Source organism: Microbispora sp. KK1-11, from assembly GCF_006874435.1.
Classification (GTDB): Bacteria; Actinomycetota; Actinomycetes; order Streptosporangiales; family Streptosporangiaceae; genus Microbispora; species Microbispora catharanthi.
Window position 1 is genome coordinate 126,965 of record NZ_VIRJ01000011.1, and the last position, 22,630, is coordinate 149,594.

Sequence of the window (22,630 nt, forward strand, 5' to 3'; positions counted from 1 at the left end):
CGTTCGACCTGCTGGTCCACGGCTGGGGGTCACAGGAACCGGCGCATTGAGCTTTCCCTTGGTAGCGCCCTTCGTAGTGGCTGGTCACGGTAGCTTTAACAAATAAGGAAAACCGCGTCGATCGGCGTTTTGTGGTGCCAGTGAAAGGAAAACAGCCCCCCGGAAGAATTGTCCGCAGGGCATTCTCGAACTCAATTGGTTTCGGGAAATGTCTGAATTCGGGACGGTGGTACGTTTCGTGGGGGAGAAAATGCCCAAGTGTCCTAATGTTGTCGGGTTCCTTATGCTCGGCACCGCGCTGTCCGGTGGGGCCGTACCCCTGGGCACTCCCGCCATCGCCGCGCCCGTCGGAGGTGCCGTCGTGACGGGCCTCGACGTCGATCACCCGGTCGTACGCGATCACGCCCGAGGTCACGGCCGTCGTGGCGCCGGGCATCGCGACAGGCAGCGGCAGTCGGAGCGCGAGCGGCAGCGGCAACGGCAGAACCTGCTCCGCGACGTCACGCTCGCCCTCACCCCGATGCAGAAGGGCGAGACCGATTCGCGGGCTCTGCCGTACAACTGGCAGAAAACGGATACGACTGCGAACTCCTTCAGCGATCAGAACAACCTGTCGGACATCACGAACCGGCCCGCCCAGAAATCGGACTCATCGGCCACCGGCGACACGAGCGATTCCACGCAGAAATCCGACCCGCCGGGCACGTCATCAGCGCCGCCCGACGATTCCACCAGTACGGAGATGCTGGCCTACCTGCGGGATCTGGCCGCGAAGAAGCAGTTCACCGGCTCGGCGCTGGTCGTACGGCGGGGGCGGGTGCTGGCTCGTTTCGCCGCGGGCGAGGCGGACGAGAACAAGCACATCCCCAACCGGCCGGACACGGTCTACCGGGTCATGTCGATCACCAAGCAGTTCACCTCGATGCTCGTGCTGAAGCTGCAAGACCGCGGGCTGCTCAAGCTGGACGACCGGATCTGCCCGTATCTCGTCCCGGCGTACATCAAGGCCTGCCCGGCGGCGTGGCGTCCCATCACGATCCGCGAGACGCTCACACACACATCGGGCATCCCCAACATCGAGAAACTGCCCAGCTACCTCGCCAATGTCACGCGACCGACCACGCCCAGGAAACTGATCCAGCAGTTCGTGAACCTGCCACTGGACTTCACGCCCGGCACCAGTTGGAAGTACACCAACTCCGGCTACGTCCTGGCCGGTGCGATCATCCAGGCGGTGACGCACAAGCCGTACGGCACCGTACTCCGCGACGAGATCACCGGCCCGCTGCACCTCGAACACACCGGCTACAGCAGGGGATATCCGCCCGACGGGTACGCGAAGGGCTACTTCACGCTCGGGTCACCGGCCCCGCTCCTGAACGGCTCGGAGCTGTTCTCCGCGACCGGCCTCTACTCCACCGTCGACGACCTCGCTCGCTGGGACCGGGCGTTCGGCTCGTACACGGTCGCGTCGCCCGCGACCGTCAAGCTGGCGTTCACGCCGCAGGCGAAGTGTCCCCCCTCCGGCTGCCTCAACCTGCCGTCGAGCGCGTACGCCTTCGGCTGGCTCGTCGACCGGCTCCACGGACACCGGCTCCGGTATCACCCGGGTCTTTTCATGGGCTACACGGCGAGCAACATGTACCTGCCCGACGACGACATCCAGGTCGTCGTGCTCAGCAACGTGCAGGACACCGACACCGCCGGGATCGCCCGCCACCTCGCCACCCTCGCTCTCGGCCTGTGAGGACTCACAGAGGGGTGGAGACGGTGGTCTCGGGCACGAAGGCGATGCCGTCGAAGTGCTCGGCGAGCACCGTGGGCATGTAGCCGAGCTTGTAGGTGAACCGCCTCGTCACCGCCCCTCCGTAACCGCGCATGTGAAGGGGCTCGCCGAGCCACCGCGTCACGGCCTCCGGCCGGGGGCCGCTCCGGAGGTCGATCACGTGATCGCCCGGGTGGGCGGTGGCCAGGCGAGCCTCCACGATCGTCGGTCTCCGGACGAGCGGAACGCGGAAGGTGACCGGAGGCCTGGCCGGGTCCACCCTGCCGAATCGTCGCCGGCGGGCCCGGAACCGGCCCGACCCGAAGAGCACACCGAGTGCGTAGTACGCCTCGCCGTGGCGCTGCCTGAGGTGCAGGCCCATCGTGGGTACCGACCCGCCGCTATGGCCGGCCTTCATGACGTGGCCGTTGTGCGCCCAGAGGGCGACCTTGGCGTCCGGGTCGTCCAGGAGCAGGTCCACGTTGTCGGCGAGGTAGCGGTCACGGGCGACGCTCACGGTCTGCGCGGGGTCCGAGTGCCGGAACGGCCGGCTCGCGAGGTCGGCGCTCTGGCGCACGATCCGCGCATGCGCAAGCGCCTCATCCGACAGGGAGACTCCGGTCAGGAAGTCCTCGACGCGGCGGGCGTCGGCTTCGATCCGCCGGTCGAGCGGTGGGCCGACGCCCAGACGCTTGCCGGCGAGGGGAGCGAGGGGGCCGAGCAGGTCCGCCGCGTCATCGCCGAGGCAGGTACGCAGGGCGTCCAGCGATGCCGCCGGATGCTGCGGGTCGATGCCCACGAACCTCACCTTCCGCGAGGCGGTGCGGTTGTGGTCACGCAGCCACTCAACGACCGCCAGCATCTCCGCCGTGTGCAACGTCCAGAAACCCAGCCCGGCGAGCGCCTCGACCGGATCGCCGGAGCCGCCCTGCACGTAGTCGTCCACGGCCCGGGACGCCGAAGCGCTGGCCTCCACCGCGAGCGTCGTGAAGCCCAGCTCCTCGACCAGGAACTCCAGCAACCGGTGCCTGACCAGGAAGAACTCCCGGCTGCCGTGCGTGGCCTCGCCGAGCCCCGCCACCCGCACACCGTCCAGTACGACGCGGAGCGGCGCCAGGTCATCGGTTCCGGCGCCCGGTGTCAGGCCGTTCAGCGGTATCGCTCGCGACCTGAGCCACTCCGTCACCTCATCCTCGGTCGTCATGCCGGGCACGGTGGGTCAGAGACCCGTGACGGTGCTGCGGCGTTAGAGGAGGACGACGTCGCGCCAGCGGCCGTGGTGGCGGCCGATGTGGTGGCGGGTGCCGACGACGCGGAGGCCGGCTCCGTCTGCTGCGCCACCGAGACGGTCACCGGCGGTGACGGCTGATCGTTCCGCCGAACCGGGCGGGCCGCCACATCAAGAGCACCACCGCCACGAAGGCGAGGGCGACCACCACGAAGAACAGGACGTACGGGAAGGAGGCCGTCCCTTCGGGCTCTTCCACGGACGTCGGTTCCGCTACCGGGGCGATCTGGTCGACGAGGGCCTTCGCGGCCAGGCCGGGGTCGCCTTGGGATGTGCGCCCGAAGTCCGGTGTTCCGATGACCTGGAGCAGGTCCTGCCGCATCGGTTCGTCCACCGCGCGGTTGACGAGCACGACCAGCCTGCGCTGCGGAAGCGGCAGGTCCCGCGGCACGGGGCGATGGTAGCCCTCGACGGCGCTGGCGCTCTCGGGCACGATCGCGGCGTCAGCGTGGCGCTCGGCCAGCAGACGTGTGATCTGCTGGGCCGGCACTGTGCTTAGCCGGACGCCCCAGTCGGCCAGTGCGCGCAACTGCTCCTCGCCGATCGTGTTGCGAATGAGGATGTCGTCGCCCTCGCCGGGGTGGTCGAGAAATCTCTCCGGCTTGACGCCGTCTCTGACGAGCAGGACGTCGGGATTCGTCACCCGAAGGTCCGCCAGCTCACTGAGGCCCCGTGTCTGCAGGTCCCCCCGCACGTCCCTGCCGGAGTACCGGCCGCCGCTGACCGCCCCGAGAACGTCGAGGTCGTACGCGATGGTCACGGCCGGCCGGCCGACGGGCGGCGTGACGCTCGTGGGATCGATCGTCTCGACGGCCGGGGCGTAGCCGTCGCGGCGGAGCCTCTCGGCGAAGGCCTCGGCGGCGTACCGCTGGTCCGCGGGCGCCTGGACGAGCACCGCCGGCGGCGGAGGGGAGAGGCCCTCCGGTGGGGATTCGCCGGTGTCGCCCAGGGTCATGAACACGGCCACGACGGCCACCGCGACGAGCGCGGCCGTGCCCGTCAGGATCACCGCCAGGCGGACGCGCCGGCCAGGAGGCCACCAGGTCCGCCGGTGCTCGACCGCAGGCGTGCTCATGAGGGAGGCGAGCCTGTGCCGGACGGCGTCCGGCGTGGCCGTCGAGCAGATGAGGGCGTCGGCCACGTCCTGGCTGGACTGCCTCCACATCTCCTCGGCCGGGAAGGCCGCGTCCACGAGCCGTGCATAGAGCCGGGGCGCGTCACTCCGGGGATCGATCACACTACGAAAGCAGTTGCGCTGGAGCAGCACCCTCTGGAGGTGCTGCCGGCTGGTGGGGTTCGTGCCCGAGCGAGCCAGGTCCTCGACCGCGGCGCTGACGTCCGCGGCGTACGGGAGCGCGTCGGCCAGCGCCTCGGTGAAGGGGTTTCCCGCTCCGTTCCGGTACGCCACCGTGGGCTCCGCGGAGCCCGTGGGCAGGGCGGGAGGAGGGCCGGGCGGGGAGTGATCCGGCTCGGGTTCGGGCTCCGATGCCGCGGAACCGGACTGTTCGACCAGCTGAAGCACCTTGGGCCGGTCCTTCTCGATCGACAGCGGCTCGGTCTGCCGGGCGAGCCTGGCGATCATCTCCGCGGCCGGGACGTCCGACCGTGTGTAGAACTGGTGGCAGAGTTTCGACGGCGTCTGGTCGAGGACGCTGTCGGCCGCGCGCCCCCAGACCACCGTCTGCGCCCCCTCGGGGGCATACCGCGCGAACGACAGCTTGATGCTGTGCTCGCTCGTGCTGCTGGTCCAGGTGGCGGCGGTGAACCTGGTCCGCGTCCCGTACGGCAGCAGCGCCGCGACGGTGTCCGCGAAGCGCAGCCGATCGATCATGGGGACGGCGTCGGCGCCGATCACGCACACGGGCCGGCCGTTCAGCAGCAGCGCCGCGGCGGAGAGCGTGTCCGGCCCGGGTGCCATGGCCTCCGGGTCGTACGGCGGCACGGCCACGGTCAGCGGGGGCCGCGGCTCCAGCGGCAACGCGGCGAAGGCGGTGTAGAGCGCCGTGTACGACACCGGCTGGTCGACGAGCTGCTCGTACGGCACGTAGAACCATCGGGTGTAGGCGATCTTGCGGTTGGCGAAGTCGCGGTGACCCGACCACTCCCGGATCGCCAGAACGAGGTAGTGGGAGATCTCCCCGTTCTCGCTGATCCTCGCGGTCCCGATCGTCACCTGGGGCAGGTCGCCGGCGGTGCTCGCGGTGTAGCGGTGCCTGAGCTTGTCGAACACCCCGCGATCGAGCCGCCCGTCGCTCCACTCCAGCAGGCCGTATTCGTCGTAGCTGCCGGGCCGCTTGCCTTCCAGCGCCCACTCGAAACCGATCACCGGGGACCGCCGGCGGCGAGACGCCGGCCGAGCCACAGCATTGGCTCGACGACATTGATGGGATGGACCTGCCCCCGGATCCGCAGGTCCCTGCCCGCCTCGGGCAGCAGGTTCTGGTAGTCGTTCCGGTCGAACGTCTTCGTGTGCGGCCGCACGTAGAAGCCGATCGACGAGGTGACGAAGAACTCGACGCGGGTGCGGTGGAAGAACTGGTCCAGGGCGTTGACGACCATGTCCGCGTTGCCGCTCGCCGACACCTCGCACAGCGCCCGGAACAGGTCGCGGGCGTCCTCGCTGCTCACCCGGGGGAACCCGTACTCGTCGTCGGGCGAGGAGTCGAGCAGGTGCAGCTTCTCCGCGGTCTCCAGCACGCGGGGGTCGTCGAACTTGGTGATGCAGACCGCGACGTGATGGGGGAGCATCCCGTCCCGCAGCTCTCCGGTCTCGAGCATCTTCTCGGCGAGGCGGGTGAGCGGCGGGTGCAGGTGGTCGAAGGCGTCACCGAGCTCGAACTCCCGGATGGGGTCGAAGAGGAAGACCAGGCCCCGGCTCTTCACCAGGTTGTCCATCAGGCGCCCGCGCAGTTCGTCGCCCATCCCGGAGCCGTTCCCCGTGTGGAGGGGACCGGCGCTGAACAGACCGCCCGGCGCGTCGACCATGCTGATGCCGATCTTCAACGGTGGGGCGGGCCGGGCCTTGCGCAGCCACCGGCGCTCCTGCCGCCCGGACGGCCCGACCAGCGTCCAGCGGTAGTGCTCCAGGCTCTGGCTCGCCTCCGGGAAGATCTTTCCGTTCGACAGCGCGTTGGTTCTCTCGATGAGGTAGTCGGACGAGGCGGCGTCGGAGCCGATGATCTTCCAGTCGTCCTTCCGCCGCATCAGCGCGATGTTCAGGGCGGCCAGAAGCGTGGTCTTGCCGCTGCCGGGGGCGCCCCACATGGCGATGTCGTGGGCCGGTGGCCCCTGCGCAGGGTCGGACTGCATGTCTGGTCTCACTCCGTCTCGTCGAGGAGGGGGAACGGGATGGGGAGGGCGTCGGGCGCGGCCAGTCCCAGGTCCGCGGCCAGCCCCCGGATGTCGAGGGCGTCGAGATGCGCGAGCGCGTTCGCGCCGAGCCGGCGCCAGGCCGGGTGCGCGGAGGTGTCCTCACGGTCGCAGATGGCGGCGAGCACGGTGTCCGGCCGGCTCTGGACGCGGCCGAGGAGTAACCGCCAGTCGTGCGGGCGCGGACAGGGCAGGATCAGCGATCGGTTCGTCCGCGCGGGGTGCGGCGGGCGGTCGCCGACCGTGAGCAGGACCGTGCGCACCTGCTCCGACGTCGCGAGCCGCCGGGCCACCGCGTCCAGCATGTCCTCCACCTGGGCGGCGTGCGGATAGTAGGGGTAGCCCACGGTGATCGCGCCGCGCTCCTCCAGCCGATCCAGGGCGGCCAGCGCGCGCTCGGGCGTGACCTGCCACGCGGCGACCTCCACCGGATGCTCTCCTGCCGCCCGGTCGTCGTAGGAGTGCGCGCCGTACGCCACGAGGGAGACCCGCAGGAGGCCCGCGAGCTCGGCGGACAGGTGACTCACCATCTGACGCACGCGGCTCAGGCGCTCCTCCACCTTCGCGTCCGGCCCGCACACCTCCACGGCGCAGATCAGGTGTGCCGGCCCCGCTGTGGGCGGCAGCTGCGACGGCGCCGCCGCCACGAGGTCGCTCCAGCCGCGCGGGTCCCTGGCCAGCTCGGGCACGCCGGTGAATCGCACCTTCCCCGGTCGCACCAGCTCGGCCGTCAGCAGGTAACGGCCGGGGGTGAGCCTCGCGCTGTGCACCGACAGCAGTCTGGGCTCCCGGCCCTGCCAGGTGACCACGGCGAACGCGGTGCCGTACTCGTCGCCGGGCTCGCACCGCACGGGCACCTCGGTCCGGGTGCCGGGAAGGGTGCCGATCGGGAACAACTGCTTGCTTCCCAGCCGCAGCCGCCCGCTCGCGTGGTCGGCGCGCAACACGACCAGGTCGTACGACCGTGACAGCGGGTCGGAGGCCAGGACGTCCTCGACGATCGCGACGACCGGCCCGTCACTGGGGAGAACGGAGGCGGGCCGCACCTCGCCCAGCCAGCCGAGCGCCCGGTTGGCCTCCGCGCCGTCCGGAAACGAGCAGACGAGGACGACCTCGTCGGCGGAGAGCAGGTCGGCGGCCCGGAGCACGGCCTGCCGGGAGGACTCGTGCCCCCACCCCTGCTCGGAATCGGAGGTCAGGTCCTCCCATGACGACGACCAGTAGTGGCAGCGTGGCCTGCCGTTGTCGTCCCGGTGGATTCGGAAGACGGTCATGCCGTCGGCGGCGACCTCCACGATCGTGAGGCGGCCGGTGGCGGTGAGCCCCGCAACGGCTCGGGCGACGGCCTTGCGAAGCAGAGCCTTGTCGGGCTCTGACACGTATCCTCCGTTTATTGTCCTGCTCGTCGCCCCCGTGCCCTTATATCCGAACTAGCCGGTAACAACGAAAAGACGACTTGTCATAACGGTAGGGTTCTTGTTGTGTCGTTGCGTCGAATCATTCTCAGTTTCCCGCAATCCTACGGCGAGGATCTACGATAGCCCGAGTCTCGAGCGTTATGCCACGTTCCAATATGTGCGCGTAGGCGAGGAGAAACATGAGGCGGTTTCTGATTGCGCTGTCCGGAGCGCGGCCTGAGGTGCTCGAACGGTGTCCGAGCGAGTACGGGAAGTTCGAGGGCATCGGCGGAGCCGTGCTCACGACGGCCGTCCTCGCGGTCGTCTCGATGACGTTCGCTCTCAACAGCGCCCTGGGCGTCAACGTCGTCCTGGCCGTCCTCGCCGCGCTGGTCTGGGGCCTGATGATCCTGAGCCTCGACCGCTGGCTGGTCAGCACGATGAAGGCGGACGCCCCGCGTCGCTGGCCGCTGGCCGTTCCGCGCGTTCTCATGGCACTCCTGCTCGGATTCGTCATCTCCACGCCATTGGTGCTCCAGATCTTCCGGTCCGAAATCGATGCCCAGATCGTCCAGATCAAGCAGCAGCGTGCGGACGCGTTCGCCGCGCAGCAGCAGCAGGGCAATGTCGGCAAGGACGTCGGCCAGCTCCGCAAAGAGGTGGCGGACCTGGAGAAAGTCATCTCCTCCGGTGGCGACGTGCCCATCGACACCGGGCAGGATCCGAACATCAAGGCGCTGACCGCCGAGCGGGCCAAGCAGCAGAAGCTGGCCGACAAGCATTACGGCGAATGGCAGTGCCAGTTGTACGGAGGACCGTCGTGTCCGAAGAAGGGCGACGGTCCTCTCGCCCAGGACAGCCGGCGCGCGTACGAGAAGGACAAGCGGCGGATCGATCTGATCAACCGGCAGATCGAGGACCGGAAGCGGGAGCTGAACGCCGGCAGCGAGGAGGCCAAGCAGGCCCGCCTCGCGAGCGCGCAGGACGCCCTGCCCAAGGCGAAGGCGCAGCTCGACGCCGGGATCAAGCGGCAGGCGGACCTCCAGGCCTCCTTCGACGCGGAGAACATGGCGACCAACGGCCTGCTCATCCGCATCCAGGCGCTCAACGAGGTGACCGGCAAGGACTCCAGCCTCGGCGTCACCCGGCTGCTGCTGTTCCTGCTGTTCCTCCTCATCGAGTGCCTGCCGGTCACGATCAAGCTGATGCAGCGGCCGGGCAACTACGAGAAGGTCCTCGCGCTGGCCGAGAAGCACGAGTTCCGGGACGCGCGAGGCACCTTCGCCGGGCAGGGCGCCTTCACCTCGCAGGGCCCGGGCGGCCCCGGGACGCCCGCCTCGCCCTCGGGCCGCTCGCAGGACGTCTGGCGCATCTGGTCCCGTACGGGCGAAACCGGCCCCCAACCGGTCGTCACCGTCCCCGAGGACGGCGCGGCGTACCGGGGGCCCACCGGCACCCGCGCGGAGACCGTCGGCGAGACCGACGTGTACGACTCGATGGAGGACCAGGAACTGAGGCGGATGCCGGACGCCAGGACCACGCGGGTTCCGCGGACCGGCGCCGAGCGCCCCGGCGGTGTCGAGCTGCTCCCCGATGACGACTGACGCTCCGATGGCGCGCCCGGGGCGGGTGATCAGGGATCGTTACGAGCTGAGGTCCCAGCTCGGCCGCGGCGGCATGGGCACGGTCTGGCTCGCGATGGACAGGATGCTCGGCCGGCTCGTCGCGCTCAAGGAGGTCGTGCTCACGCCGTACGGCGAGGGGCTCGAGGTCCAGCGGGCGAGGGCCCTGCGCGAGGCCCGGTCGCTGGCCCGGATCAGGCATCCCGCGATCGCCGAGATCTACGACGTCTTCGAGGAGGGCGGCTCGCCGTGGATCGTCATGGTCTACGTCGAGGGCGGTTCCCTGGACGACCTGATCCGGCGGCGGACGCTGCCCGAGCGCGAGATCGCCGCCGTGGGCCGCGACGTGCTGGCCGGGCTGACGGCCGCACACGCCGCGCATGTGCTGCACCGTGACGTCAAGCCGGCCAACATCGTGGTGGGCCACGGCGGAAAGGTGGTGCTCGTCGACTTCGGCATCGCGCAGATCGTCGGCGAGAGCGGGCTCACCTCGCACAGCATCATGCTCGGCACCACGGAGTTCATGGCGCCGGAGCGGATCGACGGGCGAACGGCCGGACCCGCCGCCGACCTGTGGTCGCTCGGCGTCACGTTCTTCTGCGCGCTGGAAGGCTACTCGCCCTTCCGGCGGGACAACGCCTACGCGACCGTGCACGCCGTCTGCACCGACGACCTTCCGCCGCCTCGCCGCCGCGGGCCGCTGTACGACGTGATCGCCGGGCTGCTCAGGAAGGACCCCGCTCTCCGGATGGGGGCGGCCGAACTCGACCGCCGGTTGGCGGCGATCGCCGCCCCGCCGCCGCCCAGGCCGCCGGTCGAGAGGCCGCGATCGCGACCACCCCAGCCGCTACCGGCGCTGGACGCTTCCTCTTTACGCGGCGCCGCCGCGGCGGTCGCCGCGATGGCGCCCGGCGCCGCCGGGCAGGCGTTGGAGGCCATGGCCGGCGATCCGTCCCGGGCGGCCGGCGTGCTGGCCCTGCTGCCGTCCGGTCAGGCCGGGCGGGTGGTCGGTCACATGACCGCGGGGGGAGCGGCCGCGCTGCTGCGGCAGCTGCCCGCGAGCCGGGGCGCCGGCATCCTTGCGGAGGTTCCCGATCGGGTCGCCGCGGACATCCTCAACGCGCTCGGCGTCACCCCCGCCGCGGTACGGCTGGTCGAGGCGATGACGACCCGGCGGGCCCGGCAGGTGCTGGAGTACGTGCCGCCGCCGATCACCGCGGCCCTGCTCCGGGCGACCACGGACGGCCGCGCGGAGCGTCTTCTGGCCGGGCTCAGCCCCGCCGTACGCGCCCAGATCGCCATCGCCGACTGAAGAACGCGGCGATGAGGGCCCGGCGGACGCCGCGCGTCCGCCGGGCCCCTTCGAAAGCCCCGGAACCCTACTGAACGGTGATCTTGTCCACCTCGACCGTGATGCCCTTCACCTGGGGGGTGGAGGTGCCGGTCGTGACGGTGCCGGTGCCGGAGGACACGCCCTTGACCTTGAAGGAGTAGCTGAGCGTGCCGCCGGGGGCACCCGGCGTGCTGGTGATCCGGTAGTCCTGCGTCGGCGGGCCGCTGATCTGGCTGCCGGCGGTGCCGTCCGCGTTCTCGGCGCCGACGGTCAGCCCATAGGCCGCCCCCGGGTCACCGGGCAGGTTGGCCGGGTCGTAGGCGTACGAGATGTCCTCGGCGCCGTTGAGCCCGATCCACTGCTGGAAGACCTTCAGGCTGTTCGTGCCGTACAGGTAGACCCGCCACTCGACGACGAGCCACCTGTTCACCCCGTCGGTCAGGCTGGCGACGTAGACGCCGGGGGCGCCCTCGCCGTTCAGGTCGGTCCAGTACGACGCGAGCACGCCGTTCGGCGGCGCGGCGTCGGGGAGCGTCTGCGGGGCGAACTGGATGTCCGCCGAGCCGTTCGTGCCGCCCGCGACCGTGTAGCCGTCGGAGACGATGCCGATCCTGTTGTACGTACGGCCGGCGTAGGTGAAGGCCGGGACGTTGAAGTTCAGCGCCTCCTCGTCGCCGATGGGGGTGGGGGCGATGCCGAAGGCCGAGAGCGGCAGGTAGCCCGCCGGAGTCTCACCGGGCGCGATGGTCGGCTTGTCCGGCTGCCTGCCCGCGAGCGTGCTCCTGGCCGTCACGATCTGGCTGCCGATCTTGGTCGCGCCGGTGACACTGTTGAGCCGGAGCTTCGCGTCCAGCGTGCTGAGCGCGGTGACGTCCGTGTCCTCCAGGGTGTTGTTCTGGACCGTGACCGTGCAGGTGGACTCGCCCGTGTTCTTGGCGATGGTGCTCGGGGCGCAGGTCTGGTCGATCGGCACGGCGCCCTCCTGCCGGTAGAAGGCCACCGGGAGGTGCTGCTCCCGCTTGCCGCCGACCTGCTTGAGGTTCACCTGGCCGAAGTACTGCCCGTCGGGGAGGTCCGGCGCGGTGATCACCACGGTGATCTTCTGGCTCTTGCCGGGCTTCACCGTGAACAGCGGCGGCAGCACCGTGATGTTCGCCCCGCTGACGGTGGTGCCCGTCGCGGCGTAGGTCAGCGTCTTGCCGGTCGCGTTGACGAGCGTGCGCTTGGCGCTGATCACACCCGGCATGACGGGCGCGTTGACCGACGGCAGGTTGAGGTCGATCCGGTTCATCGGGTCGGCGGCCGAGGCGGCGTAGTTCGCCGCGGTCTCGTCGAGGGTCAGGCCCGGGTCGCCCGCCTTGGTCAGGTCGATGCGGCCACCGCCGTAGTCGAACGGGTCGGCCGGGGTGGTCCGGTCCTGCTTGGTGACCTTCGTCGTCGCGGTGGTCTCCAGGGCCGACTTGACCTGGCCGGGCGTCCAGTCGGGGTGCAGCGCGAACACGAGCGCGCCCGCGCCCGCGACGTGCGGCGACGACATCGAGGTGCCGGCGATCACCTGGTAGAGGTTGCCCGGAGGGCCTTCCAGCGGCGACTCGGGGGTCGGGGTGTTGCCCGCCAGGATGTGCAGGCCGGGCGCGGTGACATCCGGCTTGAGGAAGTCGCCGCCCGGGCCGCGCGAGGAGAACGTCGTCATCGCGTCGCCCTGCCAGGTGGTCTTCTCACCCTGGGTGAAGCTCGCCGTGCCGCCCGGGTGCGCGCTCAGCCAGGCGAGCAGCACGTCGGTCTCCGGCTTGTCGATGTGGACCGTCGGCAGCCAGTGGTTGTCGGTCATGACGTCGAGCGGCGAGGAGTTGTAGAGGATCATCCCCGCGGCGCCGCCCTGCTTGACCGAGAATCCCTTGAGCACCCGGTTGGGGCCGCGCTCGCAGGCGACGATCTTGCCGGTGAACAGCCCCGGAGGCGCCGGGTTGACGCACAGCGGGTCGTTGTACGGCGGGGCCGACGCGAGCACCACGGGCAGCGGCGACGAGACGCCCTGCGTGATGGACGCACCCTTGATCGACGGCCCGCCGGTCAGCGTGATCGTCGACTGGTAGGTGCGGCTCTGCGTCGAGGCCGCCACGGTGGTCACCCAGGGGCCGCGGTGGTCGGTCGTCCCGGCGCCCGGTCCCGAGTTGCCCGCCGAGGCCGACACGAACACGCCCGCCGCGTACGCGTCGAGGAACGCGAGCTCGACCGGGTCGCTGTAGGGGTCCGAGCCGCCGCCCACCGAGAAGTTGATGACCTTCACGCCGTCGGCGATGGCCTGCGCGACCGCGGCCGCCGAGTCGGACTGGTAACAGCCCTCCGCGCCGCAGACCTTGTAGACCGCGACGTGGGCCGCGGGCGCGATGCCGTGGATCGCGCCGCGGTCGATGCCGAGCGGGTTGGCGTGGTCGACCGGCCCGCCCGCCGACGTGGTGGCGGTGTGCGTCCCGTGGCCGTTGGAGTCGCGGGCGCTGTCCCCGTACACCTCTCCGCCCACCACGGCGTTGTAGGTCTCCAGGAACGGCTGGCCGGAGATCAGCTTGTTGTTGCACTGGAAGGGGTCGGCCGCCGGCGTCAGCGGGTTGTCGCCGAAGTCGCACGTACGCGGGGTGCCGTCCGCCTTCTGCGGGGGAGCGGGGAGCGTTCCCGGGTCGGCGAACGACGGGTGCTCCGGCCACGCGCCGGTGTCCAGGATGCCGACGATGACGCCCTTGCCCGACGACTTCGCGCCGCCGAGCTGGTTGTAGATGGTGGTCGCGCCGATGAACTCGGGACTGGAGTCGGTGAGCGGCTGCTCCCGCTTGTCCTCCTGCACGGCCGCCACGCCGGGCAGCTTGAGCAGGTCGGCGGCCTTGTCGGCGGGCAGCGTCAGGGCGACGCCGCCGTAGACCGTGCGGAGCTTCTGCCCCACCTTGACGCCGGGGATCTTCTTGCCCAGCTCGCCGAGGAAGGTGTTCTCGATGCCCTCGATGTGCTTCTGGTACTTCGCCGCGTCGCCGCTCTTCAGGTTGAGCGACTTCCCGGTGACCGACGGGCTGGTGCCGGGGAGTCCCGGCAGGCCGCCCTTGTAGGCCGCGAGCGCGTCGTAGTCGAGCTTCACGACGACGCTCGTCCGCTCCGGCGACTTCGAGGCGAGCAGCGCCGCGTCGCTCTTGGCGAGCCGGCCGCTGGCCGACTTGGCGCCCTGGACGCGCTCGGCGCCCGTCACGGCCGTGGCGCTCCACGACCGCGAGGGGGTGGGGGTGGGGTCCGCGGCGGCGGAGGCCGCCGGGATCATCGCTGTCACGAGGCCGAGGCCGGCGACGATCGCTGTGGTCCGTACGTAGGCAGGTGGGGGCTTCTTCGACACGACACCTCCATGGAGACCTGTCAGGCCTCGCCGTCCAGGCGTGGAGGAGCCGCGCCGCCCACGGGCATGGGAGGGCCACGGCCCTCCCCGTTGGGCGACGAGCGAACGGCCACCCGAGACGGGTGGCCGAAGCTGACTCGGAGTTTAACTAGCCATCGTTTTTCCGGCTAGATCGTTCCATAGAGTGATTTTTCGCTTGTATGACATCCGGTCAGGAGAGGAAGCGGCTGACCTCGTCGGCGACCTCGCCGGGGTACTGGAACAGGAAGGCGTGCGCGGCGTCGGGGTAGAGGCGGATGCGGGCGTCCGGGATGAGCCCGGCCATGAGGTGACTGAGCTTGGTCGGGATCATCAGGTCGCCGTCGCCCTGGAGGATCAGCGTCGGGCTGGTGATGCCGGTCAGCCGCTGCAGGGCCGCGTGGTCCGGCACGCCCCACTCCAGGACGGCGTCGTGCTGTGCGTCGCGCGCCGTGAGGCTGCTGGGCGCGTCCCGGTCCTGCTCGCGCCGCATGAAGCGCTGCAGGAACTCCACGCCCTTGGCCTGACTGGTCTCGGTGTGGGCGAAGAAGATGTACAGGAGGTCCTCGCCGCCGGGCTCGTCCGCCCGGGCACGGTCGGCGATGTCCTGCCGCCAGCCGTGCATGCCGGGGGCGCCCTTCGGACCGGTTCCGGCCAGGACGAGCCGCCGTACGAGGTGGGGACGGATCAGGGCGATGTCCTGGGCGACGAACCCGCCGAGTGAGAAACCGAGCAGGTCGACCTGGGCCAGGCCGAGGGCGTCGGCGAAGGCGATGATCTGACGGGCCGTCTCGGCGACGGTGCGCGCCGGCCGTCCGGTCGAGGACCCCAGCCCCGGGTAGTCCACCAGGATCACCTCCCGCTCCGCGGCCAGCGCGTCGGTGAGCGCGGGATCCCAGTTGTCGAGGTTGCCGCGGAAGTGCTGCAGCATCAGCAGGGGCGTGCCTCCCGCCCGTCCGAACCTGCGGTAGGCGTAGGTGACGCCGTCCGCGTCGACGAACCGGGTCGGGGCGGTCTGGTGAGTCGTGGACATGAGATCTCCTGTATGAAAATGACCAGTCATCTTGAGGTGTTCGGAAATCGCCCACCCGGGACGAGCGGGCGGGGGTTCAGGGGCAGTGGGGTTCAGGGGCAGTGGGGTTCAGGGACGCAGCGCGTCGAGGGCGATCTCGAGCTGCTCCGTGACGACGGACTGGTCGCCGATGGTCTTGGCCCGCAGGGTGGCGCCCTCGAACGAGTCGATCAGGAAGGCCGCCAGCGCTCGCGCCGGACGGGCCGAGGTGATCTCGCCGGCCTCCTGGCCCTCGCGCACCGTGCGGGCCACGTCCTCGGTCCAGTCATCGAGGATCTCGCGGACCGCCGTGTGCACCTGATCTCCGGCGCTGCTGCTCTCGCTGGCGAAGGTGCCGAGGAGGCAGCCGAACTCCACGCCGGTGTCGCGGGTCCGGTCGACCATGGCGACGAAGTGGCCGCGTAGCCGCTCCAGGGCGGACCCGTCACCGCTGAGCACGGCGAAGTTCGTGCCGCTTGCGTAGCGCCGCACGATCTCGACGGCGAGCGCCTGCTTGCTCTCGAAGTGGTTGTAGAACGACCCCTTGGGGACGCCCGCGGCGCTGGTGATGTCCTGCACGCTCGCGCCGTTGAACCCCTGTCGGCGGAACACGTCCTCGGCGCTCTCGACCAGCTTGTTCTTCACGCTTACCTGAGGCATGGCTTCAATATGACCGTTCGTCTTGGAGTTGTCAAAAGTCAGGCGGGCTGGACGTGTTCCGCGTGGCGGCGCGGCAGGTGGAGCAGGGCGAGCGAGCGGACCGCGATGCCGCCGATGATCGCCGTGGCCGGCGCCACCACGAGCCAGCCGAGCGTCGTGTGCAGGGCCGAGGGGGTGAGCGTCAGCAGGCGCACGCCGTAGGTCGCGCTCGCCGCCGTGGTGAAGGTGAAGGCCCAGAAGCCGATCACGAACGGGATGTGCGCATACCTGCGGAGCAGGAACAGGTGGGGCAGCAGCAGGGCGGCGAGGGTGCCGAGCAGCACCTCGTGCGCGGTGTTCAGGTGCGGGCCCGCGATCGCCCACCAGGCGTTTCCGGCGACGGCCGGCGGCGCGGAGAAGATCGCGAGCGTCGGCATGAGCGGTCCGGGCAGCTCGGGGCCGGTGGCGAACCGCACGAGGAGGACGGCGCCGATCAGCAGCCAGAAGAGGATGCCCACGGAGAACAGTGCGGTGGCCGCCGCCCGGTGACCGATGGTCGCGAGGGACTGCGCGGCGATGAGGGAGGCCGCCACGGTCGGGAGGAGATAACCGCCGTGCAGCGCCCCGGGCTGACGCGGCGTGGTGAGCATCGAGGCGACGAACCACGCGCCGAACACCGCGGCGATCGCGAGCATCGTCCAGACGAGCGCCGCCCCGACGCCCGGGAGGTACGCCGCGAGGTGGGCCGCGAGGAGCGAGCCGGTGGTGGGGGCGAGCGCGGCGAACGGCCCGAGGACCGGATGCCGCAGGTCCTCGGCGATGTCACCGAGGCGGGTGACCCTCGCGCCATACCGGGCCAGGGTGCCGGCCCACAGCGCCGCCGCCGTCACCCAGAGGGCCTCGCCGACCGCGGGCGGAGCGCCGAGCGCGGGGCCGGCCGCCGTCCAGGTGCCCGCGAGTCCGGAGAGCCCGAAGCCGATGCCGAGGGTGTTGAGGGGGAGCCGGGTGGGGACCGGCGTCGTGCTGGCCATGGTCGGCCTTCTTTCTGTTCGTGCTTCCGGCGCTCCGGGGCGAGCGGCCGAGGGAACAATATGACCGGTCGTCTTGATCTGTCAACGCGATCTCCGTGAGGCCCGGACGTTCAGAAGAGGGCGATCAAGCGGCCGACGACTCCGGCTTCGAGCACGATCAGCGTGCCGATCGCGACGAAGACGAGCGGGACGAGCCAGTGGTCGGCGTGGACGGAGAACGCCGGGCTCCCGATAGGGTGCCCGGATGCCGCATCGCCGACTCGCAGCGCTGGCCGCCGCAGTGGTGGTCGTGGCCGCCGGTCTGGCGGTCCGTGCGCTGCCGCTGGGCGTGGTCGCCAAGTATGCGGGCGACCTTCTCTACACCCTCCTCGTGTACGCCCTTGTCGTCGCGGCCGCGCCGCGCGCCCGGCCGTTCGTGGTGGCGGCCGTGGCGCTCGGGGTGAGCTGGCTGGTCGAGTTCGCCCAGCTCACCGGCGTGCCGGCCGTGCTGTCGGCGCACAGCACGCTGGCGCGGCTGGTGCTCGGCACCACGTTCAACGCCCCTGACCTGTTCTGGTACGCGGTGGGCGCCGCCGTCGGATACGCCATTCATTCGCTCCGCACGAAATAGCCATTGACCACTTCTGTGGTGAAAGCTAACATCCGTTTACTCGAAAATTTCGGAGTCGAATAGAAAGTTTCGAATGGCGTGATGAGCAGGTTCGCCGGGCCACAACTCCTGGGGGTGTTCCTCTCGCCGGCGGCCGTGTCCGCGACCACCGCGGTCGCCGGTCCCGCCCCCGCGAACCCGTCCGCGACCACGCCTCACCATGACGACGTACGAGCCGGCTCCTACATCGCCTTCACGCCGGGCGCCGGCCGGTTCCCCCTCGTCGCCGAGGGCAGGGCGGCCCCGATCGTCGTCAGCGCGAGCGACTTCCCCGGCGTCACGCGGGTGGTGGGCGACCTGCAGGCCGACGTGGAGCGGGTCACCGGAGTGAAGCCCGCGGTCTCCACCGACACCGTGCCGAAGACCGGCGAGGTGGTGCTGGTCGGCACGATCGGGAAGAGCCCGCTCATCGACGGTCTGATCAAGGCGGGCAAGCTCGACGTACGCGGCATCGAGGGCAGGTGGGAGACGTCCCTGGAGCAGGTCGTGCAGAACCCGCTGCCGGGCGTGCGCCGCGCCTTCGTCATCGCGGGCAGCGACCAGCGGGGCACGATCTACGGCGCCTACGACGTGTCGAGGGAGATCGGCGTCTCGCCCTGGTACTGGTGGGACGACGTCCCGGCCCGCCACCGCGACGCGTTGTACGTCCTGCCGGGGCGGCACAGCCAGGGCACGCCGAAGGTCAGATACCGCGGCTTCTTCGTCAACGACGAGAACCCGGCGCTCGGCACGTGGGCGCCCGAGTTCTTCGGCCCCGGCCTCGCCCCCGGCTACGAGGGGGGCTTCACCGGCAGGTTCTACGCCAAGGTCTTCGAGGTCATGCTCCGCCTCAAGGCCAACTACCTGTGGCCTGCGGTGTGGGGCCGGGCGTTCGCCGAGGACGACCCGGACAACCACAAGATGGCCAGTCGGTACGGCGTGGTCATGGGCACCTCGCACGAGGCGCCGATGATGCGCGGCATCGAGGAGTGGAACCGGCACGCCGTGGCCGCCGTACGCGACAGCCAGGGGAACATCGTCACCCCCGGCCACGACCCGTACGGCGGGACCGGCGAGTGGAGCTTCCGCCGCAACGGCGAGGCGATCGAGAAGTACTGGGCCGACGGCATCCGCCGGATGAAGGAGCAGGGCTTCGAGGGCGTGGTCACGCTCGGCATGCGCGGCAACGGCGACGTCGGCCTGCCCGACGGCGACGGCATCGACCTCATGAAGAGCATCCTGGCCGCGCAGCGGGAGATCCTCGCGAAGGAGAGTGGGGCGGACATCACGACGATCCCGCAGGTCCAGACCCTCTACAAGGAGGTCCAGCGCTACTGGGACCAGGGCCTGCGCCCGCCGGACGACGTGACGGTCGTCTTCTGCGACGACAACTGGGGCAACATGCGCAAGCTGCCTGACCGGTCGCTGCCGGAGCGGTCCGGCGGCTACGGCATCTACTACCACTTCGACTACGTCGGCGCCGGGCGCAACTACAAGTGGGTCGACACGACCAACCTGGCCAACACCTGGGAGCAGCTCAACCTCGCCTACACCTATGGCGTGGACCGGCTGTGGGTGGTGAACGCCGGCGACATGAAGAACCAGGAGCTCCCGCTCCAGTTCTTCCTCGACTACGCCTGGGACCCCGGCCGCTGGCCGCTGGAGCGGCTCGGCGAGTGGCGGCGCGCGTACGCCGCGCAGAACTTCGGCCCGGAGTTGGCCGGTGACATCGCCGAGGTCCTCGACGAGTACGGCCGGCTGCAGTCGCGGCGCAAGCCGGAGCTGCTCAACCGGAAGATCACCGTCGATCCGGCGAAGGACCTCGCCACCGACTCCTCGGCCGTCGTCAACGACGACCGGGCGACGCCGTTCAGCCTCACGGCCTACCAGGAGATGGACCGGGTCACGGCGGAGTGGCAGCGGCTCGCGGCGAAGGCCGAGAAGATTCGCGAGGCCCTGCCGGCGGGCTATGACGACGCCTTCTACCAGCTCGTCTACTACGAGGTGAAGGCGAGCGCCAACCTGTACGAGCTGCGCAGGGCGCAATTCACCAACCTGCTGTACGCCCGGCAGGGGAGGGCGGCGACCAACCGGATGGCCGACCTCGCGCAGGCCGGGTTCGACGAGGACCAGGCCATGTCGGCGTACTACAACCAGACGCTCGCGGGCGGGAAGTGGAACGGCTTCCAGACCCAGCCCAAGATCGGCTACGGGGACGTCGAACGGTACGGCCCGAACGCGCCCTGGCAGCAGCCCGAGCTCGACAACGTGGCGCTGCCCGACGCCTTCTACCCGCACCTCAGGAGGATCGAGGTGCCCCAGGCGGCCGACATGGGCGTCGCGATCGACGGCTCGGACGCATGGTGGCCCGCGGAGACGTCCCCGGCCGTGCTGCCGGCGTTCAGTCCCTACCAGACCGCGCCGGGGCAGTACATCGAGGTGTTCAACCGGGGCGCCACGCCCTTCGACTACTCGATCACGCCGTCCGCGCCGTGGGTGAGCGTCACGCCCGCCGCCGGGAGGGTGACCGACCAGGTGCGCGCGGACGTACGCGTCGACTGGTCCCGCGCGCCGAAGGGCACGACCGAGGTGCCGATCACGGTGACCGGCCCCTCGGGCGCCACGGTGACGGTCACGGCGGTGGCCGAGAAGCCGGACGTGCGGGTGAAGGGCTTCGTCGAGGCCGGCGGGTACGTCGCGATCGAGGCCGCCCACTACACCCGGGCCGTGGACACCGCCGGGGCCGGATGGAAGGTCGTCCCCGGCATCGGCCGCACCGGCGACGGGGTCACCCCGTGGCCTGTCACCGCCGCGAGCCGCACCCCCGGTGGCGACGGCGCGCGCCTGGAGTACACGTTCACCCTGACGGGCACCGTGACGGGCGGCGGGCCGGTGAAGGTGTCCACCTACCTGTCCCCGCGCAACAACGTGCTGCCGGCCGAGGGCCTGCGCTACGCCGTCTCGATCGACGACGGCGCGCCGCAGGTGGTGAACGTCACCAAGGCCACCGGAGCCAACGACACGACGATGAACGCGCAGTGGGCGCGCAACACGTCCGACAACGCGAACGTGACCACGACGACCCACACGATCAGCGGACCGGGCGTGCACACGCTGAAGTTCTGGATGGTCGACCCGACCGTGGTCGTGCAGCGGTTCGTGGTGGACACCGGCGGCGTGATCCCGAGTTACCTCGGCCCGCCGGAGAGTCACCACGTGAGGTGACCCCCGATGACCGAGGCGGCTCCCGTTTTACCGGCACGGGGGCCGCCTCTCTATCCCTGATCGCGATCCCTTGTTATCGTCACATTGACGATTAAGGAGGTCGTGGTGGCGCTGACCGATCTGCTGGGGCCCCTCCTGGAGCCCGCCATCACCCGGGGCGGCGTGTCGACGAGCTGGGCCGAGTTGCTCGGGTTCGCGACAGGGGCGCTCACCGTCTGGCTGGTGGTCCGCCAGCACATCTGGAACTGGCCGATCGGCGTCGCGAACGTCGTCCTGCTCGGTCTCGTATTCCTGGCCGTGGGCCTGTACGCCGACGCGGCCCTGCAGATCGTCTACGTGCTCCTCGGCCTGTACGGCTGGTGGCAGTGGCTGTACGGCGGGGCCGGGCGGACCACGCTCACGGTCACCAGGACCGGCCGCGCGGAGTGGGGGTGGCTCGTGCTCGCTGGCGCCGCGGTGACGGCGCTGCTCACCGCCGCACTGGCGACCTGGACCAACTCGGCCGTCCCGTTCTGGGACGCCCTGACGACCGCGCTGTCGCTCATGGCGACCTACGGCCAGTGCCGCAAGCGGGTGGAGTCGTGGTGGCTGTGGATCGCGGTCGACTTGGTCTACATCCCCCTCTACGCCTACAAGGACCTCTACCTCACCAGCGTGCTCTACGTGCTGTTCCTGGCGCTGTGCGTGGCCGGGCTGCTCGCCTGGCGGCGCGACCCGGCCGCCCGGCCCGCTCCCGCCCCCGCGGTGACGCGATGAGCGCCCGCTACACGCATGGGCTGGTGATCGGCAAGTTCTACCCTCCGCACGCCGGCCACCACCACCTCGTCGACACCGCCGCCGAGCAGTGCGCGCTGGTCACGGTGGTCGTCGCCGCCAGCAGTGTGGAGAGCATCCCGCTCGCCCTCCGTACGGCGTGGCTGCGCGAGGCGCACCCGCAGCCCCACGTGGTGGTCGCGCCGGTGGTGGACGACATCGAGATCGACTACGACGACCCGGGGATCTGGGCCGCACACGTCGAGGTCTTCCGGCACGCGCTGGCGCTGGCCCACGGCGGCCTCGCGCCGGACGTCGACGCCGTCTTCTCGTCCGAGGCGTACGGGCCGGAGCTGGCCCGCAGGTTCGGCGGCGCGCACGTGGCGGTCGATCCGGACAGGATCCGCTATCCGGTCAGCGGGACGACGGTCCGCGACGATCCGGTGGCCGCGTGGCCCTGGCTGAGCCCGGCCGTGCGCGCCCACCTCGCCTGGCGAGTGGTCGTCGTCGGGGCCGAGTCCACCGGCACCACCACGCTCGCCCGCGCGCTGGCCGCTCACTACGCCGCACGCGGCGGAGTCTGGGCGGCGACCCGGTGGGTGCCCGAGTACGGCAGGACGTACTGCGAGGAGAAGCTCGCGTCGGCCCGCCGGGCGGCCAAGGCGGCGGGGGCGCGGGAACCGTGGCTGGACGACCTGGAGTGGGAGCCGGAGGAGTTCACGCTCATCGCTCACCGGCAGCTCGACTGGGAGGAGGCGTCGGCGCGGACCGGGTCGCCAGTGCTGTTCTGCGACACCGACGCGCTCGCCACCGCGCTGTGGCACGAGCGGTATCTCGGCACGGTGAGCTCCGAGGTCCTGCGCGTCCACGAACGGGCCCGGCACGACCTGTGGATCCACACCTCCGTCGACGGCGTGCCGTTCGAGCAGGACGGCTGGCGCGACGGCGAGCACGTGCGACACGGCATGGACCGCCGCCTGCGCGCGGAGCTGGCCGATCGCGGGCTCCCGCACGTCGTCGTCTCCGGGCCGCACGAGGAGCGGCTGAGCGCCGCAGCGCGGGCCGTCGACGATCTCGTCGCGGCCGGTCACCGGTTCGCCCCGCCGTTATGAGCTGAGCCGTTATGGGCTGAGCC

General features: G+C 70.6%; 15 protein-coding genes. 7 read left to right on the plus strand and 8 right to left on the minus strand.

What is annotated here, in order from left to right:
• Positions 1-361: 361 nt before the first annotated feature.
• The gene (locus tag FLW16_RS17965; protein WP_185949477.1) at positions 362-1,747 is read left to right on the plus strand and encodes a serine hydrolase; all 1,386 of its coding nucleotides are present in this window, start codon (positions 362-364) and stop codon (positions 1,745-1,747) included.
• A gap of 4 nt (positions 1,748-1,751) precedes the next feature.
• Here FLW16_RS17965 and FLW16_RS17970 read toward each other — a convergent pair whose 3' ends face one another.
• The 4 genes from FLW16_RS17970 to FLW16_RS17990 all read right to left on the minus strand — a co-directional run bounded on the left by FLW16_RS17970 (position 1,752) and on the right by FLW16_RS17990 (position 7,801).
• Positions 1,752-2,969: an erythromycin esterase family protein gene (locus FLW16_RS17970; protein WP_221891139.1), complete on the minus strand. Its 1,218-nt coding sequence runs from the start codon at positions 2,967-2,969 to the stop codon at positions 1,752-1,754.
• Between the two features lie 145 nt (positions 2,970-3,114).
• Positions 3,115-5,379 carry a hypothetical protein gene (locus FLW16_RS17980; RefSeq protein WP_142561249.1) on the minus strand — a complete coding sequence of 755 codons (2,265 nt, stop codon included), beginning with the start codon at positions 5,377-5,379 and terminating at the stop codon, positions 3,115-3,117.
• Positions 5,376-6,362, minus strand: a complete 987-nt coding sequence (locus FLW16_RS17985; protein WP_142561250.1) for a hypothetical protein — start codon at positions 6,360-6,362, stop codon at positions 5,376-5,378. The genes FLW16_RS17980 and FLW16_RS17985 overlap by 4 nt, the downstream gene beginning before the upstream one ends.
• 8 nt (positions 6,363-6,370) lie before the next feature.
• Positions 6,371-7,801 carry a hypothetical protein gene (locus FLW16_RS17990; RefSeq protein WP_142561251.1) on the minus strand — a complete coding sequence of 477 codons (1,431 nt, stop codon included), beginning with the start codon at positions 7,799-7,801 and terminating at the stop codon, positions 6,371-6,373.
• Between the two features lie 218 nt (positions 7,802-8,019).
• On the opposite strand from FLW16_RS17990, the gene FLW16_RS17995 reads away from it, so the two are divergent.
• Together FLW16_RS17995 and FLW16_RS18000 are read left to right on the plus strand one after the other, a co-directional pair.
• Entirely contained in the window at positions 8,020-9,423 is a 1,404-nt protein-coding gene (locus tag FLW16_RS17995) for a DUF4407 domain-containing protein (RefSeq protein WP_142561252.1), read from the plus strand.
• The gene (locus tag FLW16_RS18000) at positions 9,413-10,753 is read left to right on the plus strand and encodes a protein kinase domain-containing protein (RefSeq protein WP_142561253.1); all 1,341 of its coding nucleotides are present in this window, start codon (positions 9,413-9,415) and stop codon (positions 10,751-10,753) included. Before FLW16_RS17995 ends, FLW16_RS18000 begins: the two co-directional genes overlap by 11 nt.
• A gap of 67 nt (positions 10,754-10,820) precedes the next feature.
• Here FLW16_RS18000 and FLW16_RS18005 read toward each other — a convergent pair whose 3' ends face one another.
• The 4 genes from FLW16_RS18005 to FLW16_RS18020 form a co-directional block, all read right to left on the minus strand.
• On the minus strand, positions 10,821-14,150 hold the full coding sequence (locus FLW16_RS18005) for a S8 family serine peptidase (RefSeq protein WP_312847141.1): 3,330 nt from the start codon (positions 14,148-14,150) through the stop codon (positions 10,821-10,823).
• Positions 14,151-14,361: 211 nt separating this feature from the next.
• Positions 14,362-15,201 (minus strand): alpha/beta fold hydrolase, encoded by an 840-nt coding sequence (locus tag FLW16_RS18010; RefSeq protein ID WP_142561254.1) that lies wholly within the window; start codon positions 15,199-15,201, stop codon positions 14,362-14,364.
• A gap of 108 nt (positions 15,202-15,309) precedes the next feature.
• The gene (locus FLW16_RS18015) at positions 15,310-15,879 is read right to left on the minus strand and encodes a TetR/AcrR family transcriptional regulator (protein WP_142561255.1); all 570 of its coding nucleotides are present in this window, start codon (positions 15,877-15,879) and stop codon (positions 15,310-15,312) included.
• Between the two features lie 38 nt (positions 15,880-15,917).
• A complete protein-coding gene (locus FLW16_RS18020; protein WP_142561256.1) occupies positions 15,918-16,889 on the minus strand; it encodes a C4-dicarboxylate transporter in 972 nt (323 codons plus the stop codon).
• A gap of 244 nt (positions 16,890-17,133) precedes the next feature.
• On the opposite strand from FLW16_RS18020, the gene FLW16_RS18025 reads away from it, so the two are divergent.
• From FLW16_RS18025 to FLW16_RS18040, 4 genes are all read left to right on the plus strand, one after another.
• The gene (locus FLW16_RS18025; RefSeq protein WP_142561257.1) at positions 17,134-17,499 is read left to right on the plus strand and encodes a DUF2809 domain-containing protein; all 366 of its coding nucleotides are present in this window, start codon (positions 17,134-17,136) and stop codon (positions 17,497-17,499) included.
• Positions 17,500-17,580: 81 nt separating this feature from the next.
• A complete protein-coding gene (locus tag FLW16_RS18030; RefSeq protein ID WP_142561258.1) occupies positions 17,581-20,742 on the plus strand; it encodes a glycosyl hydrolase 115 family protein in 3,162 nt (1,053 codons plus the stop codon).
• Positions 20,743-20,826: 84 nt separating this feature from the next.
• The gene (gene pnuC, locus FLW16_RS18035) at positions 20,827-21,498 is read left to right on the plus strand and encodes a nicotinamide riboside transporter PnuC (RefSeq protein ID WP_260615365.1); all 672 of its coding nucleotides are present in this window, start codon (positions 20,827-20,829) and stop codon (positions 21,496-21,498) included.
• Positions 21,495-22,607, plus strand: coding sequence for an AAA family ATPase (locus tag FLW16_RS18040; protein WP_142561260.1), 1,113 nt, complete (start codon positions 21,495-21,497; stop codon positions 22,605-22,607). Before pnuC ends, FLW16_RS18040 begins: the two co-directional genes overlap by 4 nt.
• Positions 22,608-22,630 lie beyond the last annotated feature (23 nt).

What these genes read in the sequence shown, in the direction of transcription:
- FLW16_RS17970 (WP_221891139.1), bottom strand. Translation starts at nt 2,969, where the DNA reads ATGACGACCGAGGATGAGGTGACGGAGTGGCTCAGGTCGCGAGCGATA.
- FLW16_RS17985 (WP_142561250.1), bottom strand. Translation starts at nt 6,362, where the DNA reads ATGCAGTCCGACCCTGCGCAGGGGCCACCGGCCCACGACATCGCCATG.
- FLW16_RS17995 (WP_142561252.1), top strand. Translation starts at nt 8,020, where the DNA reads ATGAGGCGGTTTCTGATTGCGCTGTCCGGAGCGCGGCCTGAGGTGCTC.
- FLW16_RS18000 (WP_142561253.1), top strand. Translation starts at nt 9,413, where the DNA reads ATGACGACTGACGCTCCGATGGCGCGCCCGGGGCGGGTGATCAGGGAT.
- FLW16_RS18010 (WP_142561254.1), bottom strand. Translation starts at nt 15,201, where the DNA reads ATGTCCACGACTCACCAGACCGCCCCGACCCGGTTCGTCGACGCGGAC.
- FLW16_RS18015 (WP_142561255.1), bottom strand. Translation starts at nt 15,879, where the DNA reads ATGCCTCAGGTAAGCGTGAAGAACAAGCTGGTCGAGAGCGCCGAGGAC.
- FLW16_RS18020 (WP_142561256.1), bottom strand. Translation starts at nt 16,889, where the DNA reads ATGGCCAGCACGACGCCGGTCCCCACCCGGCTCCCCCTCAACACCCTC.
- FLW16_RS18025 (WP_142561257.1), top strand. Translation starts at nt 17,134, where the DNA reads ATGCCGCATCGCCGACTCGCAGCGCTGGCCGCCGCAGTGGTGGTCGTG.
- FLW16_RS18030 (WP_142561258.1), top strand. Translation starts at nt 17,581, where the DNA reads ATGAGCAGGTTCGCCGGGCCACAACTCCTGGGGGTGTTCCTCTCGCCG.
- FLW16_RS18040 (WP_142561260.1), top strand. Translation starts at nt 21,495, where the DNA reads ATGAGCGCCCGCTACACGCATGGGCTGGTGATCGGCAAGTTCTACCCT.